Source organism: Gammaproteobacteria bacterium (assembly GCA_011682695.1).
GTDB lineage: Bacteria > Actinomycetota > Acidimicrobiia > Spongiisociales > UBA4744 > BMS3Bbin01.
In genome coordinates this window covers 1-16,264 of the sequence record JAACED010000009.1, presented here as the reverse complement: position 1 = coordinate 16,264, position 16,264 = coordinate 1, and the positions used below count along the sequence as shown (strand labels likewise).

General features: G+C 63.4%; 14 protein-coding genes. 4 read left to right on the top strand and 10 right to left on the bottom strand.

The features are described 5' to 3' along the window. Nucleotides 1-5 precede the first annotated feature (5 nt). The 3 genes from GWP04_02675 to GWP04_02665 are packed head-to-tail and all read right to left on the bottom strand — an operon-like array spanning nucleotide 6 to nucleotide 3,607. The gene (locus GWP04_02675; GenBank protein ID NIA24454.1) at nucleotides 6-191 is read right to left on the bottom strand and encodes a hypothetical protein; all 186 of its coding nucleotides are present in this window, start codon (nucleotides 189-191) and stop codon (nucleotides 6-8) included. A gap of 20 nt (nucleotides 192-211) precedes the next feature. Beyond that, on the bottom strand, nucleotides 212-2,206 hold the full coding sequence (locus GWP04_02670; protein ID NIA24453.1) for a CBS domain-containing protein: 1,995 nt from the start codon (nucleotides 2,204-2,206) through the stop codon (nucleotides 212-214). 54 nt (nucleotides 2,207-2,260) lie between these two features. Then, the gene (locus tag GWP04_02665) at nucleotides 2,261-3,607 is read right to left on the bottom strand and encodes a tyrosine phenol-lyase (protein NIA24452.1); all 1,347 of its coding nucleotides are present in this window, start codon (nucleotides 3,605-3,607) and stop codon (nucleotides 2,261-2,263) included. 339 nt (nucleotides 3,608-3,946) lie between these two features. On the opposite strand from GWP04_02665, the gene GWP04_02660 reads away from it, so the two are divergent. Then, a complete protein-coding gene (locus GWP04_02660; protein ID NIA24451.1) occupies nucleotides 3,947-5,305 on the top strand; it encodes a glutamate dehydrogenase in 1,359 nt (452 codons plus the stop codon). 46 nt (nucleotides 5,306-5,351) lie between these two features. Here the strand turns inward: GWP04_02660 and GWP04_02655 are convergent, their stop codons facing one another. Further along, complete coding sequence (locus GWP04_02655) at nucleotides 5,352-6,401, bottom strand: NYN domain-containing protein (protein ID NIA24450.1); 1,050 nt, start codon at nucleotides 6,399-6,401, stop codon at nucleotides 5,352-5,354. 36 nt (nucleotides 6,402-6,437) lie between these two features. On the opposite strand from GWP04_02655, the gene GWP04_02650 reads away from it, so the two are divergent. Further along, nucleotides 6,438-7,208, top strand: a complete 771-nt coding sequence (locus GWP04_02650) for an HAD-IB family hydrolase (protein ID NIA24449.1) — start codon at nucleotides 6,438-6,440, stop codon at nucleotides 7,206-7,208. Nucleotides 7,209-7,242: 34 nt separating this feature from the next. On the opposite strand, the gene GWP04_02645 is transcribed toward GWP04_02650, so the two are convergent. From GWP04_02645 to GWP04_02625, 5 genes are all read right to left on the bottom strand, one after another. Beyond that, the gene (locus tag GWP04_02645; protein NIA24448.1) at nucleotides 7,243-7,986 is read right to left on the bottom strand and encodes a hypothetical protein; all 744 of its coding nucleotides are present in this window, start codon (nucleotides 7,984-7,986) and stop codon (nucleotides 7,243-7,245) included. Then, complete coding sequence (locus GWP04_02640; protein NIA24447.1) at nucleotides 7,983-8,909, bottom strand: ATP-binding cassette domain-containing protein; 927 nt, start codon at nucleotides 8,907-8,909, stop codon at nucleotides 7,983-7,985. Before GWP04_02640 ends, GWP04_02645 begins: the two co-directional genes overlap by 4 nt. 8 nt (nucleotides 8,910-8,917) lie before the next feature. Further along, the gene (locus GWP04_02635) at nucleotides 8,918-9,811 is read right to left on the bottom strand and encodes a hypothetical protein (GenBank protein NIA24446.1); all 894 of its coding nucleotides are present in this window, start codon (nucleotides 9,809-9,811) and stop codon (nucleotides 8,918-8,920) included. Continuing rightward, nucleotides 9,808-10,710, bottom strand: coding sequence for an ATP-binding cassette domain-containing protein (locus GWP04_02630; GenBank protein NIA24445.1), 903 nt, complete (start codon nucleotides 10,708-10,710; stop codon nucleotides 9,808-9,810). Before GWP04_02630 ends, GWP04_02635 begins: the two co-directional genes overlap by 4 nt. A gap of 96 nt (nucleotides 10,711-10,806) precedes the next feature. Then, the gene (locus GWP04_02625; GenBank protein NIA24444.1) at nucleotides 10,807-11,031 is read right to left on the bottom strand and encodes an SHOCT domain-containing protein; all 225 of its coding nucleotides are present in this window, start codon (nucleotides 11,029-11,031) and stop codon (nucleotides 10,807-10,809) included. Nucleotides 11,032-11,246: 215 nt separating this feature from the next. Between GWP04_02625 and GWP04_02620 the strand changes: the two genes are divergently transcribed. Both GWP04_02620 and GWP04_02615 read left to right on the top strand, forming a co-directional pair. Beyond that, complete coding sequence (locus GWP04_02620) at nucleotides 11,247-12,344, top strand: DUF222 domain-containing protein (protein ID NIA24443.1); 1,098 nt, start codon at nucleotides 11,247-11,249, stop codon at nucleotides 12,342-12,344. Nucleotides 12,345-12,685: 341 nt separating this feature from the next. Then, nucleotides 12,686-14,575 carry a hypothetical protein gene (locus GWP04_02615; protein NIA24442.1) on the top strand — a complete coding sequence of 630 codons (1,890 nt, stop codon included), beginning with the start codon at nucleotides 12,686-12,688 and terminating at the stop codon, nucleotides 14,573-14,575. Between the two features lie 277 nt (nucleotides 14,576-14,852). On the opposite strand, the gene GWP04_02610 is transcribed toward GWP04_02615, so the two are convergent. Continuing rightward, a complete protein-coding gene (locus GWP04_02610) occupies nucleotides 14,853-15,185 on the bottom strand; it encodes a hypothetical protein (protein ID NIA24441.1) in 333 nt (110 codons plus the stop codon). Nucleotides 15,186-16,264 lie beyond the last annotated feature (1,079 nt).

The following is a 16,264-nucleotide window of genomic DNA, read 5'->3' as shown; positions in this document are numbered from 1 at the left end:
CTGCGCTACTTGGCCGCGTTCGATGATGTCTGAATTGGTACGAGCACGGCTCCGGAGAGTGTGCTGACCCGGCCGTCGTCCCAGCGCACTTCGACGATCCCATCACGAATCGCGACGACGACGCCGGTGCGCCCGACCTGACCGACCTTCTTGGTCAACTCCCGAACGTGCATGCCTTTACGAAGGGTCACAACTCCTCCTTGACACAATTCTATTGCATATCTGCGGAATCTGCCCGGCCAATCTGCTCCATACGAGCCACGAGTTCGTCTCTGGCTGCGGTACTGCCGAACATGGTAATGACATCGCCTGCTTCCAGACGTGTGCTCCCGCGAGGAACGTAGACGGTCGTCCGGCGCCTGACGGAAACGATCGTGCAGTCATCCGGCCATGAGACGTCTTTGAGTAGCTGCCCGCTGAGCCCCGCCGGTACCTGGACCTCATAGAACGAGACGCCGGGCTCGGTCTTGCGCTGCAGACGATCTCTCGCCAGCTGGACACCGGTGGCCGAGCCCAGGGCGACGTGATAGGCGTTGACAATATCTCTCCGCCGGAACATCCCCACGAGATGGGTGGAGTCGTCCTCTGCAACGACGGGGAGCCGGGAAACGCCGAGCGCGGCCATACGTTCCAGCGCCTGGCTCACCGGAGTGTTCGCGGTCACGGTCACGGGACGCTGCGTCATCGCGTCGGCGACCAGACCGACCGACTTCTGCCGAAGAATGTCCGACATGCTCAGCACGCCGATGAGACGGCCGTGGTCGAGGACCGCGGCGCCATGGTGGCCATGTTCATTGAGGATCTCGGTGGCCTCCTCCAGAGTCATGTGTGGAGTGACCGGGGCCTGCCGGGACATCACGTCACCGACCATGATGGTGTCGAGTACATCGACCTCGGAAGCGCGGACCAGTTGGATGCCCTTGCGGATCAGCGGCATCGTGTACACGCTCTCCGGACTCAGCACGTCGGCGATGAGGGTGGCGAGGGACACGGCAAGCATGAGCGGGAGCACGAGCTTGTAGTCCTGGGTGATCTCGAACACGATCAGAATGGAGGTCAGGGGCGCACGTGCGACCGCCGCGAACATGGCCGCCATTCCGACGACGGCGAACGGGCCGGGCCGAAGCGCCGACAGCGTCCACGCGGGCGCCAGGAGCTCGGCGAGGCCGGCACCGAAGGCTGCCCCGATGAAGAGGCTGGGCATGAACGCTCCCCCCGAACCGCCGGAACCGATCGTCGCAGACGTGGTGATGATCTTCAGCACGACGAGAACCATCAGCAGCCACCAGACCTGGGTTCCGGAGACCGAGATGTTGACGATTCGTGCCACGAAGTCCTGTCCGGTGCCGAGCACGTCCGGCTCCACGACGCCGATCAGTGCGATCACGAGCCCGGCAACGACGGGACGCAGCCACGGCCATCTCGAGAATCGTTCCGAGAGTTCCTCGATCGCTCCCAGCACCCGCAGGAACGCCCAGGCGAGCACGGCGATGGCAATCCCGAGCGCGGCGTAGACGAGCAGCTCCTGCCACTCCCTGTGCGGGATGAGGCCGTACGCCGGAGCCCTCAGGACCTCCGCCCCGCGGGTGATGCTCCTGGTTGTCACGGCAGCAGCGACCGAGGCAACGACCACTGCAGAGAGATGCCGAACCGAGAGCGTGCGCAAGATCACTTCCATGGCGAACAGCATGCCGGCGATCGGGGCGTTGAAGCTCGCGCCGATTGCAGCTCCCGCGCCGGCGGCAACCAGGCTCCGGACCTGATCCTCACCCAGGTTCGTATGCCGGGCGATGGACGAGCCGATCGTGGCTCCGATCTGCACGATCGGACCCTCCCGACCCCCTGAACCACCCGCGCCCAGAGTCAACGACGTCGCGATGAACTTCCAGATCACAGCCCGGCTCGGCAGGTATCCGGACCGTATCGTCAGCCCCTCGATCGTTGCCGGAACGCCGTCGCCCTCGACCTCAGGCGACCACCGGCGGGCGACGAACCATGCCACCAGAATCCCGAGTGGGATGACAAGGACCGGCACCCAGCGGCCGAGCGGAATCTGGCCGACGCCGTCGCGTACCCACTGGATCATCGCGATCAGCAGAGAGGCGGCCGCACCGACCAAGACGCCGACGACCACGGCCAGCCCGAGGAAGCGGGCGGTGTCCCACTGTTCGTGAGCGCGGTGCAGTCTGAGGCGATCGAGAACCATGAGCCCCCAACATTACTGCGGGCCTACGATCGGCAGTATTCGGCCTCTCGGAGATCAGCTCTCGATCGGTCGAAACCTCGCCTGGAAGAAACGCAGTTCGGGCGGCTCGTACGTGAACTCGAGACCGCCGATGGCGTCGCGATTCTCATACACGTTGACCACCGTCTCGGCCACCACATCCATGTGCGACTGCGTGTACACGCGCCGCGGAATGGCGAGCCGCACCAACTCGAGCTTCGGGTAGTGATGATCGCCGGTCTCCGGGTCTCGACCGGCGGAGACGATGCCCCGCTCCATGCCTCGGACACCAGAGTCGAGATACAGCGCCGCGGTGAGCGCCTGAGCCGGGAACTGATCCTGTGGGATGTGCGGCAGGATCGACATCGCATCGAGGAAGATCCCGTGACCGCCGATCGGTTCCACAATCGGCACGCCGGCCTTTTCGAGCTGTTGTCCGAGATACTCGACCTGCCCGACCCTTGCCCGAACATGATCGTCGGTGGCAACCATCTCCCTGATCCCTCGAGCGAGCGCCTCCATGTCACGACCGGACATGCCCCCGTAGGTGTGCAGCCCCTCGAAGGCGACCAGCAGGGCTCGGGCCCTCCTGGCGAGTTCCGGGTCACGCAATGCCAGGAACCCGCCGATGTTCACGAGGTTGTCCTTCTTCGACGAGACCGTGGCACCGTCCGAATATGAACAGATCTCGTAGAGGATCTCTTTGACGCTCTTGTCGAAGTAGTCGGATTCCCGCTGCTGAATGAAGTAGGCGTTCTCGAGAGCCCGGGTCGCATCGAGCATGACGAGGATGCCCTGACTCCGGCAGTACTCGTACACCTCCTTCAGATTCGCCATCGATACGGGCTGACCGCCCGCGAGGTTGACGTTGGTCTCCAACGAGATGTACGGGATCTTGTCGGCGCCGTATTCGTCGACGACGGCCCTCAACTTGCCGAGATCGACGTTGCCCTTGAACGGGAACCGGCTCTCGGGCTGATGGGCCTCGTCGACGATGACGTCCACGAACTTCCCCCCTGCGTATTCCTGATGGAATCGGGTCGTGGTGAAGTACATGTTCCCCGGAATGACATCGCCGGGCTTGATCAGGATCTGACTGAGGAGATGCTCGGCGCCCCGCCCCTGGTGGGTGGGAATGAGTTCCGGATAGCCGTAGACGTCGGCGACCGCGTCGACGAGGTGATAGAAACTCCGGCTGCCTGCGTACGCCTCATCCCCGTACATGAGGCCGGCCCACTGGTAATCGGACATCGCGGACGTGCCGGAGTCGGTCAACAGATCTATGTAGACATCCTCGGACCGCAGGAGGAACGTGTTGTATCCGGCCTCCTCGTTCGCTCGCACACGTTCTTCACGTGTGGTCATGCGAATTGCCTCCACCATCTTGATCTTGAAAGGTTCGGCCCAACTCCTCACGAGAACTCTCCTCTCGGCATGCCGCGCAGACCGCCAGTGCCTCGGCAGACAGCCTGCCGGGACACTAGTTTGCCATAGTCACAGGCCGCTCCAGCCGGAAGAACACGCCGCCGCTCGACGAGGCGTCGCGACCACGCATAGGGCGCTCGGCGAGCGGTTGCTCGTTGTGACTTTTCCGGCCCGACAACGTAGACTTCCCGGCGTGCCAGGTCCGGGATCGCACCAGCCGGCTCGAACCGAGACCACGCTCCTTCCCAGGAGCATCTGTTCCGCACACCCAAAGCCGGCATGTCCAGAGGAGACACCATGACAGCGCCCGAGCGCGCCCTCACAGAGGACCTCAACCCGAACCACATTGCTCGACATCAGTTCGAGCAGGTGATCCCGTACATTCGGGAACTGGCTGAGTCCCCCGGTCTTACCGAGTGGCTGTTCGAACCGGAACAATCGGTCAACGTGACCCTGCCCATCCGCATGGATGATGGTCATATCGAGGTGTTCTATGGCTACCGGGTGCTCAACTCGGCAGTCCGTGGTCCCGGAAAAGGAGGCATCCGTTTCCATCCCCAGGTGAGTGAAGATGAGGTCCGGGCGCTGGCGGCCTGGATGACCCTCAAATGCGCCCTCGTCGACATTCCGTTCGGCGGTGCAAAGGGCGGTGTCCAAGTCGACCCCCGCAAGATTTCCCAACACGAGAAGGCCTCGATCACACGCCGCTTCATCGCGGCGCTCGGCTCCAACATCGGTCCGTACACCGATATCCCCGCCCCCGACGTCTACACCGACGCCCAGACCATGGCGTGGATCTTCGATACGTATTCGATGATGCACCCCGGACAGAACAACCGACCGGTCGTGACCGGAAAGCCACTCGACCTCGGCGGTTCGCTCGGGCGCCCGACGGCCACCGCACAGGGAGCCTTGTTCGTGACCGAACGTTTCCTCCATCTCGGCGAACTGCCCGACCTTCCCTCACTCGAGGGGGCAACGGTGGCGATCCAGGGGTTCGGCAACGCCGGTCGGAATGCAGCGATCTTGTTCGAAAGGGCCGGAGCAATCATCGTCGCAGTGAGCGACTCGAAGGGCGGAATCTTCGACCCCAACGGCCTCGACATGGCTCGTGTCGAAGAGCACAAGGACGAATCCGGCAGTGTTGTCGGGCTCGGCGGGACGAAGGAGCTCGCGCCGCTGGAGGTGCTCGAGGTGCCCTGCGACGTCCTGATTCCGGCTGCACTCGAGAATCAGATCACAGCAGCGAACGCGGATCGGATCAAGGCCAAGATCGTCGTGGAAGCCGCCAACGGTCCCACCACGCCGATGGCCGATGAAATCCTTGCAGCGAAGGGAATCCCCGTCCTGCCCGACATTCTGGCCAACGCAGGCGGCGTCGTCGTCTCGTACTACGAATGGGTCCAGAACATCGAAGATCAGCAGTGGGACGAGGAAGAGGTCCACACGAAGCTCCGCAAGAAGATGTATCGGGCAACGGACAAAGTGATCTCGACCCTGGCCGAGGTGCAGGAGGGGATCGAGGAGACTCGAGCCGTATGGTCGGCATCCCATCCGGGAGAGGAAGTTCCTTATCCCAACCTGAGGACCGCTGCGTACATCGTGGCTGCGGGACGGTGCACCACCGCTGCCTCCCATCGCGGCATCTGGCCGTGATCGACCTGACCGAGTGACGAGTGGCGGGCCCGTGAGGGCCCGCTTCTCATTGCGAACTGACCACGTAGTCGCCGGCGTCATCGTCCCAGTGCAGGTCGATGATGCCGCGGGTGCGAGCGGCCTTGCAGAACTGGAGGAAACCGCTGAAGCCGTAGCGTCTCTCCGAGAAACCCGGACTTCGTTTGCGCAGCTGATTCTTCAGCCCGGACAGGAGCGGAGGACTCCCCCCGCTTTCGAGTTCACGCACGACCTGACGTAGCAGACTGAAGGCCTCTTCCTCACCCTTGCCCTCAGTCGTGAAGCTGACGACAGGATCACCCTTCGCCGGACCCTCGCCCAACTCGATCACGTTCCTCGATTCGAGGTGGCGCAGCAACTCGCCGAATCCTCTGAACCCGAAGTCCGACTCGGAGAACGTCGGATCCTTGCGGAGTATCGCCCGCTTGAGGCTCGATGCGACGACGGCACCACCCGACGTGCTCTGCAGCCCGGCGAGCGTCTGGGTGACCAACGTGACCAGATCCTCGATGGAACCGTTCTCACCCGTCTCGGTCTCGGTCTCGGTCTCGACCTCGACCGGCTTCTCTTGCCGGACGGCGCTCTTCTTGCGGGGTCGCGGTTCTTCGACGCCCTTGAGCCGTTCGTAGAAGAGGAACTCGTCGCACGCGGGAGGCAGAAGGGCAGACGTGGACGCCTTGATGCCGACACCAATGACCTGTTTGTTGAGTGATCGCAGTTTGTGGACGAGTGGCGTGAAGTCGCTGTCCCCCGTCCCGAGGACGAACGTCGTCAAGTATCCCCTCTCGAATGCGAGCTCGATCGCGTCGACGGCCATCTTGATGTCGGCGGCGTTCTTGCGCACGGCACCCAGACGCTGCGGGATCTCGGTGAGCTCCACGTTGTGCCGTGTCAACATGCGGCGGTCGTCCGGGAAGGCCGACCACTCTGCATACGCCTTCCTCACCACCACCCTCCCGCGCTCGGCGAGGGCGTCGGCAATCGGTTTGAAGTCGAATTGGAGGCCAACCTCCCTGGCGCCAATGGCCAGGTTCTCGTAGTCGAGGAACAGGGCGATACGTTCTTCTTCTGCTGCCACGAGTCCAGCGTAGCGGCCGCGTGATAGCCTCGTCGTATGGACGACGCAGCAGCAGCATTCTTCGATCTCGACAGAACGCTGATCTCGGGATCTTCGGTATTTGCCTTCGGTATGGCCGCGTGGCGCCACGGCATGGTCACGACCAACCAGCTCCTCGGCGACGCAGTCAACGCCGTCCTCTTCCGGCTCGGGGGATACTCGGACGAGAAAGCAGACGCGGTTCGCGACCGGATCCTCGAGGCGATCAAGGGAAAGCCGGTCACCGATGTCGAGGAACTCGGCGACGAGGTCATCGCTCAACTCCTCGATGGAGTCCGAAGGGAGTCTCAGGCGCTCATCGATCTGCACCACGAAGCCGGCAGGGACACGTACATCGTGTCCGCTTCTCCAATCGAGATCGTTCGGGAGTTCGCAGAAGCGGTCGGCATGACCGGCGGGATCGGCACCGTTTCAGAGATCGCCGATGGCGTCTACACGGGACGGCTCTCGGAACCGTTCTGCTACGGGAAGGGAAAGGCGACCGCCATCTCGAAACTCGCGTCCGAGCGGGGCTACGACCTGCGTCTGTGCTACGCGTACTCGGATTCGGTCTCCGACCTCCCAATGCTGGAACTGGTCGGACATCCCGTCGCCGTCAACCCCGACCGTGCGCTCGAATCGATCGCCTATCACCGAGGCTGGCCGATCATCGAGTTCTCCAGAACGGCAAAACGGGTGATCGGCACTACGACGGCGGTTGCAGGTGCCGCCGGCATCGCTACGGCAACGTATCTGCTTGGGCGAAGCCACGGTCGACAATTGGCGTGAGCCAATCTGCAAGCTACGAAATACGAGGTACCAGCTAAGTTACTTGATCCCGACTTCGCAGCAGCCATGTCGTCAGCACCACGGATGCGACGGCGAGCACACCGGCCTTGATGAACGCACCACCGACGCCCGGCTGCACGGTGCCGAGCATCCTCACGAACTCCTCTGCCGACTCGGCCGGCAACCCGAGATACGCGGACAGTCCGATTCGCCACAGCGACGATGCCGCCACAGTGGTGACGGCCGAGGCCAGGATCGCCTCCCAGAAGAAGATGTAGATCAGACCGATCAGCGTTCCTCGCCTGAACAGGTAGCCGACCGGGATGAACACCGCCCCGTAGGAAAGGGCTGATACGGTCAGCGCGACGGCCGCCGGCCAGCCGATGCCCCATGAACCCGTCACCCAGCCGCCGGCGAGCCAGAGGGCCGCAACCCCCGCTCCTCCGATGCCGAGCGTCGCGACGACCGACCCGACGAACGCTGCACCGACGATGACCGATCGTGGGAGCGGTTTCAGCGTCAGGTACGGCAGCAGATGCTCGCGTCGCTGGTCACCGAGCGCGGCGGTCGAGTTGACGAGGGCAACCACCGGAATCGCCACCGCCAGAAGAACGCCCACCGTCAACCCCTGCGTCACATGTTCGGGGTCGCCTGCATCCCTGCCGATCAACGCGACGATGATCGCCGGCAGGACGGTCAAGAAAAGCAGGCCGGTGACCCGCCGACGACCCATCAACCTGCGGAACGTGAACACGCTGATGGCTGAGAAGGCCTTCATCGGCTCACCAGATATCGAAACGTGCTCTCGAGCGATTCGTCCTGTGGCTCCACGGAGACCAGCCGCACATCCGAATCGAGCGCAATACGTGGCAGCACCCGGCCGAACGCTTCGGAATCGAGTGCGTCGACTCCGAGCAGATCCTCTCCCTCGACGGTGACACCCCCCACCGACTCGTGCGCAACGAGCGCCGCGGCGAGGACCCGCGGTCGGTCACAACCGACTCGCAACCTCCTGGGTATGTCGGACATCGCATCCCGCAGCGCGGGAACCGTCCCGGCTCCCGCCACACGACCGTCGATCATTGCCACGACTCGATCGGCCATCCGCTCCACTTCGCCGAGCACATGGGAGGACACGATGACGGTCTTGCCCTGCTCGCCGAGCTCGACGAAGAGCCGCATCAGGTGCGCTCGTTGCACCGGGTCCGTTCCGTTGAGCGGCTCGTCGAGAAACAGCACGTGAGGTTCGTGCACGAGCACGGCGGCCACCTTGGCCCGCTGGCGCATCCCTTTGCTGAACGTCGCCAGTCGCCTGTCGGCCACGTCTGACAGTTCAACCTGCCCCAAAGCCCTGTCGGCAGCGGACGCCGGATCCCCCAGCCGCTGGAGCGTGGCGTTGAAGTGGACGAACTGCCGTGCCGTGAGGAACCCATGAACGGTCTCGTCCTCGGGAACCAGTGCAACCTGCCGATAGATGTCCGGTCGGGATCGCGGGTCGACACCGAGAAGCCGAACCTCACCGTCCGACGGACGAATGAGACCGGTCAGCATGCGCAGCAAGGTGGTCTTGCCTGCCCCGTTGGGGCCGAGCAGACCGGTGACCCCCGGACCGAACCCACAGGTCACCTCCGACACGGCGACCTTCTGCCCGAACCACCTCGAGAGATTCCGGGCTTCGACGGTGAGACCGGATGGTGACAGCGGATCGCTCACGTCAACCTCCGATAGCGTCCCAACACCGCGACGGCGATCATGACGAAGAGAACCCCCACGACGGCGAGCGAGACCCACGGGTCGAACCCCGCCACGCGTGCCGTGTACTCGCCCGTGGTGATGCCGAACACCCAATCTCGCACGATCCGGGGATGCTCCTCGAGCGCCAGCAGAGCCACATAACGAGAGCCGGGGAAGGTGCCCAGCGTGACAACGGCGGAGACGATCTGGTTCAGGATGATCATGATCCCGAGAAACACACCCGCCGCAAGACCGGTACGCGGAACGAATACAGACACTGCGAAGGCGACCGAGGCGTAGCCGATGAAATAGACGAACGCCACAAAGGTGACCTGCCACAGCACGTCGAGATTGCCTCCCAGGTACGGGAAGAACCCTTCCGGAGCAAGGGTCGCGAGCGAGATGTGGAACACGAACTCGGGCACCAGATAGAACCCCATGACGAGAATCCCGAGGCCGGCGAACTTGGCGCCCAGGTAGTCCACGGGGCGCAGCGGACGCGAGAAGTAGACGGCGAGCATGCCTTCGCGGCGATCGGGGGCCAGGAGCTGGGGGGTGACGAACGCTATGAACAGCAACGCGATCATGGAGATGACGTCGAAGTACTCCCCGTACCCTGGGAGCTGCGACGCCACGAGCCGTCCGATACCGGCACGTTGCGCCGCCCAATGCAGGCCGATGAGCGCCGCGACGGAGATGATCGCCATCGCGATGAGCGACCAGGGAAGGATCTTGCGCCTCGCCTTCCGGCGCAAGCCGAGCGCCCGACGCACACTCTCGCGCACGATGGCCGCGATCGCCCCTCTGCAGCCGAGCCGCGGCCCGTCATAGCTGCGGTAGCCGCGATCGACGATGATGGCGTCGCTCACGTCGCCTCCCGCGGCCGAGCATCCTCGATGAACGCGTCTTCGAGGGTTCTCGCCCGTCGGCCCATCCGGTGTACCCCGGTGCAGGTGGCGGCGAGGCCGTCTCGCACCAGGTTGAACGGGTCCCCATCGAAACGAACGCGGACCGACCTCCCGACGGCGTCCGCCTTGGCCCCACGGTCGTGTAACCAGCGGACGAAGGCCACCGGATCGTCCAGAACTTCGACGGTCAGGGCATCTTCGCTCCCCATCGCCGCGATGGGACCGGAGCGCACCAATCGGCCACCGTCGAGCATGACCACCCAGTCGCAGGTCCGCTCGACGTCATCGAGGATGTGCGACGAATACACGACACTGATTCCGAATTCTCCGAGTCGGATGATCAACTCGAGCATGTGCTCCCTGCCTTCGGGATCGAGCCCGGCGGCCGGTTCGTCGAGAAATGTCACTTCTGGATCGTGGACGATGGCCTGCGCCAGCTTCACCCGTTGCAGCATGCCGGTCGAGAAATCGCCGAGGTAGCGGAATCGCTCCTCGTGCAGCCCGACGAGAAACAGGATCTCGGATGCACGGCGCCGCGAGTCCGAGGCAGGGATGCCAGCGAGCTCCGCGGCGTAGGCGACGAAGTCGGCTGCGGTCTGCGCCGCGGGAAGGCACGCCCCTTCGGGCATGTACCCGACACGAGAGCGCAACGCAAGGGTGTCGTGTCGCACGTCGAGGCCGAGCACCCGTGCGTTGCCTCGTGTTGGTGTGAGCATGCCGAGCAGGATGCGGATGAGCGTCGTTTTGCCTGCGCCGTTGGCTCCAACCAGACCGATCCTGCCGGACGGGACGTCGAGGCTCAGATCATCGAGCGCCACCACATCACCGAACCGGTGAGTGAGTTCCGAGGTCTCGATCAGGCTGGGCATACTCGAAACGGTAGCCGTGCTCTGACTCCTAGCTCCCGGCCGTCACCCTCGGCACCGGATACCTGCAAATCATCGGCCCGCGCGATGTCAGCTCTCGAGGTCGGCCTTGCGCTGCAGATACTCGTCGCGCTCGATTTCACCTCTGGCGTATCGCTCGTCGAGCAACGCCCTCGCGCGGGACGGCGAAGCCGACGGTGCGCTCGTGTCGTCACGCCGGCCGGCCAACGAGACGATGAACCACACGAGCAGAGCGATGAACAGCGCGGCCAACATACCCATGAAGACTGCGGCTCCCCAGCCCCAGCCTTCCATGTGATCGAGCCCAAATCGGATGGGCTGTGCGAGTGTCGTTACGGCCAACATGGATACCTCCTTAGGGACCCCAAAGATACGCCGGCTCCATGAGAAGGGCATGAGAACCAGACATGAAACCGGTGAGTTTTGCTTGGGAGAGTCTTGTCGCGTTTTGTTTCGTTACCGGTCGTTATCAACCGTTTTCTGTCACGCCCAGCTGATACGGTGACAACATGGACACGGTGACGAACGAGTCGACGGATCGGATCGAGACGGACCTGATCGAGATCGAAACCACGATCGGGCGCCTGCGTGCCGTCCAGGCGGACCTGCTCTGCGAAATCGACCGCCGACAAACCCCCACGGCGGACGCGTGCCGTTCGCTGGCCGAGTGGGTCGCTTCCCGCCTCGACGTCGCCCCCGAAACCGCCCAAGCGTTGACCCGCATCACCCGCAGCGACACCAACGAAGTGAACGAAGCACTCGCGAACGGCGACGTCTCGTTCGACCGGGCCGTCGAACTGACCCGCCTCGCCACCGTCGCACCCCATGACAACCTCGTCGAACGGTCGCAGGGCTTCGACATCGCCGGGCTGCGACGCCGCATCGCCCACCACCGACGCATCACCCCTTCCCAAGAACACGACGCCTTCACGAACCGGCACCTCGTCATGCAGCCCAACCTGGACGAATCCACATGGCGCCTCTGGGGAACCCTGCCCGGATATGAGGGCGCCATCGTCGACAGAGCCCTCACCGAAAGGGCAGACCGATTCCCTCCCCTGCCCGACGGGACCCGACCCACCATCTCGCAACGAAAAGCCGACGCACTCGTCGCAGTCTGCAACGACACCGCAACCGGAACAGAAACAGGACATGGCCCTGTCGTCACGATCTTCGTCGACGCCACCCAAGCAGCCGCCACCAACGGCCAGGGCGGCGTCACCATCGCATCCGGGCCACGCGTCGGACCCCGCACCCTCCAAGCCATCCTCTGTGAAGGCAGCATCGAGGTAACCGCCACCACCAAGGACGGTCAGATACTCGGCATCGGAAACCGAACCGCCACCATCGCACCCCGGGTGCGCCGCTATGTCCTCTACAGAGACCAAGGATGCACGGCAGACGGCTGCACCTCCCAATACCGCCTCCAACCCCACCACATCAACTGGCGGGCCTCCGGAGCCGACAACGACCCCGACAACCTCACCACCCTGTGCTGGTACCACCACCACGTCATCATCCACCGCCTCGGATACCGCATCGACCCCGACACCCCACCCCAACGCAGACGATTCCTCAAACCCCCACACGACCCCGACCCCCCATAACCACCACCCACCCGCCAAGACGCTACGAGAGGCCTGGCTGCCTACCCCGCCGGATCCTCGTTGTTGAACACCGCGCAACGGCACAGATCGACGCGAGCCATGATCGGATAAGTGTCCGGCGTCGGCGACGAGAGCGCTATCGGGCAGTGGGAACCGTCATATTGTCGTGGCGTCTGCCGGCACGGAACGTCCCGAACAGATGCGTAGGCACGCCACAGACGCTCACACATGGCGACGAACCTTCGAGAACCGCCTCGTATGTCACTCGTTATGATGCGCCACATATCTCGATCAGGACCATCAGACCCACTGCAATCAGCCCCGAAAACACAGAGGACATCATGAGCAACCAACGCAGCTTCATCGCGCTCGCCATGGCAATCACCCTCACCGCGTGCACCCTGCAGATCGATGTCCCCACCCGTCAGATCGGTCTCTCTTTCGGGAAGACAACCCAACCCGGCACCGCCACCACCGTGCCCGAAGGTTCCGACACGCAAGGCCAGGCGACTACGCCAACCACCACCGCCGGCGCGCCCGCAGGGAACGGTGGTGTCGGAACCGGTTCTCTCATCACCGACCCGCAGGCCGCATCCTCGGCCGTTGTGCGTATCCTCGCCGGCGGGTTCGTCAACCCGCCCGGCGTGGACGACACGATCCTGGGCTCTGGAACAGGATTCATCATCGACCCGCGCGGATATGCGGTCACCGTCAACCATCTCGTCGCCGGAGCGACCGCCATCGACGTGTTCGTCGGTGACGACTCTCAGGCCCGCTCTGCAGTCGTTGTCGCCGTCGACGAATGCGACGACCTGGCCATCATCGACATCGACGGCGACAACTACGACTACGTCCACATAGACACCTCCTCCGGACTCGCCGTGGACCAGCAGGTCACCGTCGTCGGATATCCGTCAGATCTGCCCGCCTACACCGTCACCGAAGGAACCGTCGCCGACGGGCTGAAGAGCACCGGGTTCGTCGAATCGTTCACCCCCAATGAAATGATGGAACTCACCAACCCCGCGTACCTGGGCGAGTTTGGAGCGCCCGTGTTCGACGATCAAGGCACCGTCGTCGCCGTCGGGTACCCGGCGCCTCTGGACGGGTTCTTTGCGCTCCCGACGGTCCTCGTCTTCGACATCATCGAAATGCTCGCCGGTGGCACGTCGCTGTCCACCGTCGGACTCAACGCGCTCGCCTACCAATCCCCCGACGGAAGCTTGCCCACCGGCCTGTTCGTGCGTGCGGTCATCCCGAACAGCCTCGCAGAAGCGGTAGGGATCAAGCCCGGGGATATCGTCGTCGACGTCGAAGGAGCACCCGCCTACACCGACCTCGACGGGATCAGCCAGTACTGCGACACGATCCTCACTCACAGCACCGCCGTACCGACCCTTCTCAAGACCTACCGTCCGTCAGAGAACCTCTTCTACGAAGGTGACATCTCTTCCGGTGTCCCCTTCATCTCCACAGGACAGACGTGGTCCGCAGCCGGCGCCGCAGCCGGTACCGCAGCCGGCGCCGCAACCGGTACCGCAATGATTACGACAACGACGTCCAGGCCCCTGCCTCCTGCCACCACAACGACCCTGCCGACGATCGGGACGCCGCCAGGAGATGCCACCGGCGGGTTCGACTGGATCAAGACCACAGGCTTCTACCTGGTGGCCACCGAACCGTGGCCGGGGGAATACGTCGATCTGGACGACACCCACGGTGTCATCCACACCGTCAAGCCCGACGACTTCGATGTCGAACTCACCGTCGATGCGACACCCCTGTACGCGTCGCCGGACGGACCGTACGGCACCGGCATAGAGCTCTACGCCGTCGGCAGCTACGACATCACCGATTACACGACCAACTGGACTGCGCCCGGCTTTCAGATCGGCATTGCGCACAAGACCCCGTACGACTCGTGGACGCCGGAACTCTGGATCCGTTCACACAACAGGTCGGACCGCTGCATCGGCGGCACCGACCGTGTCAGCGGCATGACGGGCGTCTATGACGACGGCACCTACAACGGCCTGTACAACTTCTGGAACCACTGCACGACCGACTACATCGACGGAACGAGGCTCGACATTGCCGCCTGGAACGATGACCACAGCGTCATCATCTGGATCAGTACCCTCATGTTCGCCGAAGTAGACTATGACTCCTTCGCCATGGCACTGCGTGAGCTCACCTTCGACGAAGCGCAGCTCACCGCGCAAGGCTATTAGACGCCAAAGTGGTTCGGACCCTGTCCGAAACGACCGGCACCATGGCGCCATGTCGATGAGCATGCCGAAGGTCGACACGGGAACCTCACCTCGGGAGCATCAGCGGCCGGCTCTAAGCCGGCCTCCACAACGGGCGAGCCCGGACTGCTTGGCCTACGAGTCGCAGCATGTCGTGCCGCAATGAAGAACCGAAGGCCGCCACAGAACTTCGACGAAGACGGGACATCCTCTCCCGGTCGCAACCTCGCTCAACACAAGCACAGCCCGGCGCCAGATCTCACGGTTGTGGACACACCCGGTTCAACCGATCCCACTCACGCTGATCGAGCGTCTTGGGGATCGAATTGTAGGGAAGCCAGGGATCAGTGAAGTAGGTCTCGACGAACTCATCGACCGACGGTGGAGCTTCGATGGCGTACCCGTCGGCTTCCAGACAATTACGTTTCTCGAGGTAGCGATCATAGAGATCCCGAAGCTGGAGATCTGTCGGTCGTTGGGAATCTGGCTGCAAAGACAGGCCTGCGCACGTTTCTCGAGCCTCCCGCGCAGCGTCCGCTTGCGCCGTCGGAAACCGCATGACGATGCCCCCCATCGGCGTCGAGATTGGCATCGAATCCCTTCTGTTGGATGCAACGCACCACCTCCAATCCGCGGACATCAGCATCGTCGACCACTCCCGCAAATGATGTCGTCGTGCTCGCCTCAGACCCGCCAACTGGTGTACACCCGATCACAAACACAGCGGGCACTACGACACTCAAACTCCACCGGCCCATCACACTCGCCTTCTGTCGGAGAGCACCCATCCGATCAACCAGATCTTCTCATGCAGGAAGAAACAGGACCAGTACGCCCAGACGATGTCTCCACCCTCGAACGTGCCTGTGCCTGAACCAGTGGTCATCGCGAAATGTGTGTACCTCTTGATCTGATACGTCCACGTACCCACCCCCAGAACTTCGACGAAGTCACGTAGAAGTCCGACACGTCATGATACGCGCACATGGCTGTCTTGGAGTTCGACGTGACATCATGTGGAGAGGCCCAGGGCCCCTAACTGCCCGTCCACATCTCAGCCATCGCCGGTACCGCTGGCTTCACGATGAACAGCGTCAGCACCAACACCGTGATCATGGTCGCATGATCCCTCCTTTTCCCCGGGCCCCAGGAGCCTCCTGACTACGCCCTCGCGGTGGACGCTCTCCCAGCCGGGTGCTGTCAACGGATGAAGGAACCCAGGGTTTCGCGTCCTCGAGGGACGCGCAGGATCGAGATTGAGTCTCGCCACGCGGCGACGAATGCAGGGGGATGCCTGCGATTCAACTCGGCAACACGGCACGCGGAAGGGCGTCTAGCGCGCCCCAGAACCGACCCCACGAGGCTTTCTGTTCTCTCGACTCGATCCTCCAACCTCACCAGAACGATGTGCCGAGCCCAGACCAGGTTTGTCACCACGTTTGTCACATACGCCCGCCCGCGTGGGACGTAGAGAAAAGGCATTCCCATCGGCTCTCCGACAGGTGCCTGGAACGCGTTTCGGCCGATCCTGGAACGAGGACGCGCACTGGGACTGAGTCAAACATCCCAACTCCACCAAACCCGGGCTGCGTCAAAGTCTCCAACTTCTCCAGGGTGCCTCTGTGTTTGTCAAGCTGCCCGGGTCTGGGTGTGGGTGGTCTGGTGGATACG

Excerpts from the sequence above, each read along its gene's own strand:
- GWP04_02670 (NIA24453.1), bottom strand. The coding sequence starts at position 2,206 with ATGGTTCTCGATCGCCTCAGACTGCACCGCGCTCACGAACAGTGGGAC.
- GWP04_02665 (NIA24452.1), bottom strand. The coding sequence starts at position 3,607 with ATGGTGGAGGCAATTCGCATGACCACACGTGAAGAACGTGTGCGAGCG.
- GWP04_02660 (NIA24451.1), top strand. The coding sequence starts at position 3,947 with ATGACAGCGCCCGAGCGCGCCCTCACAGAGGACCTCAACCCGAACCAC.
- GWP04_02650 (NIA24449.1), top strand. The coding sequence starts at position 6,438 with ATGGACGACGCAGCAGCAGCATTCTTCGATCTCGACAGAACGCTGATC.
- GWP04_02645 (NIA24448.1), bottom strand. The coding sequence starts at position 7,986 with ATGAAGGCCTTCTCAGCCATCAGCGTGTTCACGTTCCGCAGGTTGATG.
- GWP04_02625 (NIA24444.1), bottom strand. The coding sequence starts at position 11,031 with ATGGAAGGCTGGGGCTGGGGAGCCGCAGTCTTCATGGGTATGTTGGCC.
- GWP04_02620 (NIA24443.1), top strand. The coding sequence starts at position 11,247 with ATGGACACGGTGACGAACGAGTCGACGGATCGGATCGAGACGGACCTG.
- GWP04_02615 (NIA24442.1), top strand. The coding sequence starts at position 12,686 with ATGAGCAACCAACGCAGCTTCATCGCGCTCGCCATGGCAATCACCCTC.
- GWP04_02610 (NIA24441.1), bottom strand. The coding sequence starts at position 15,185 with ATGCCAATCTCGACGCCGATGGGGGGCATCGTCATGCGGTTTCCGACG.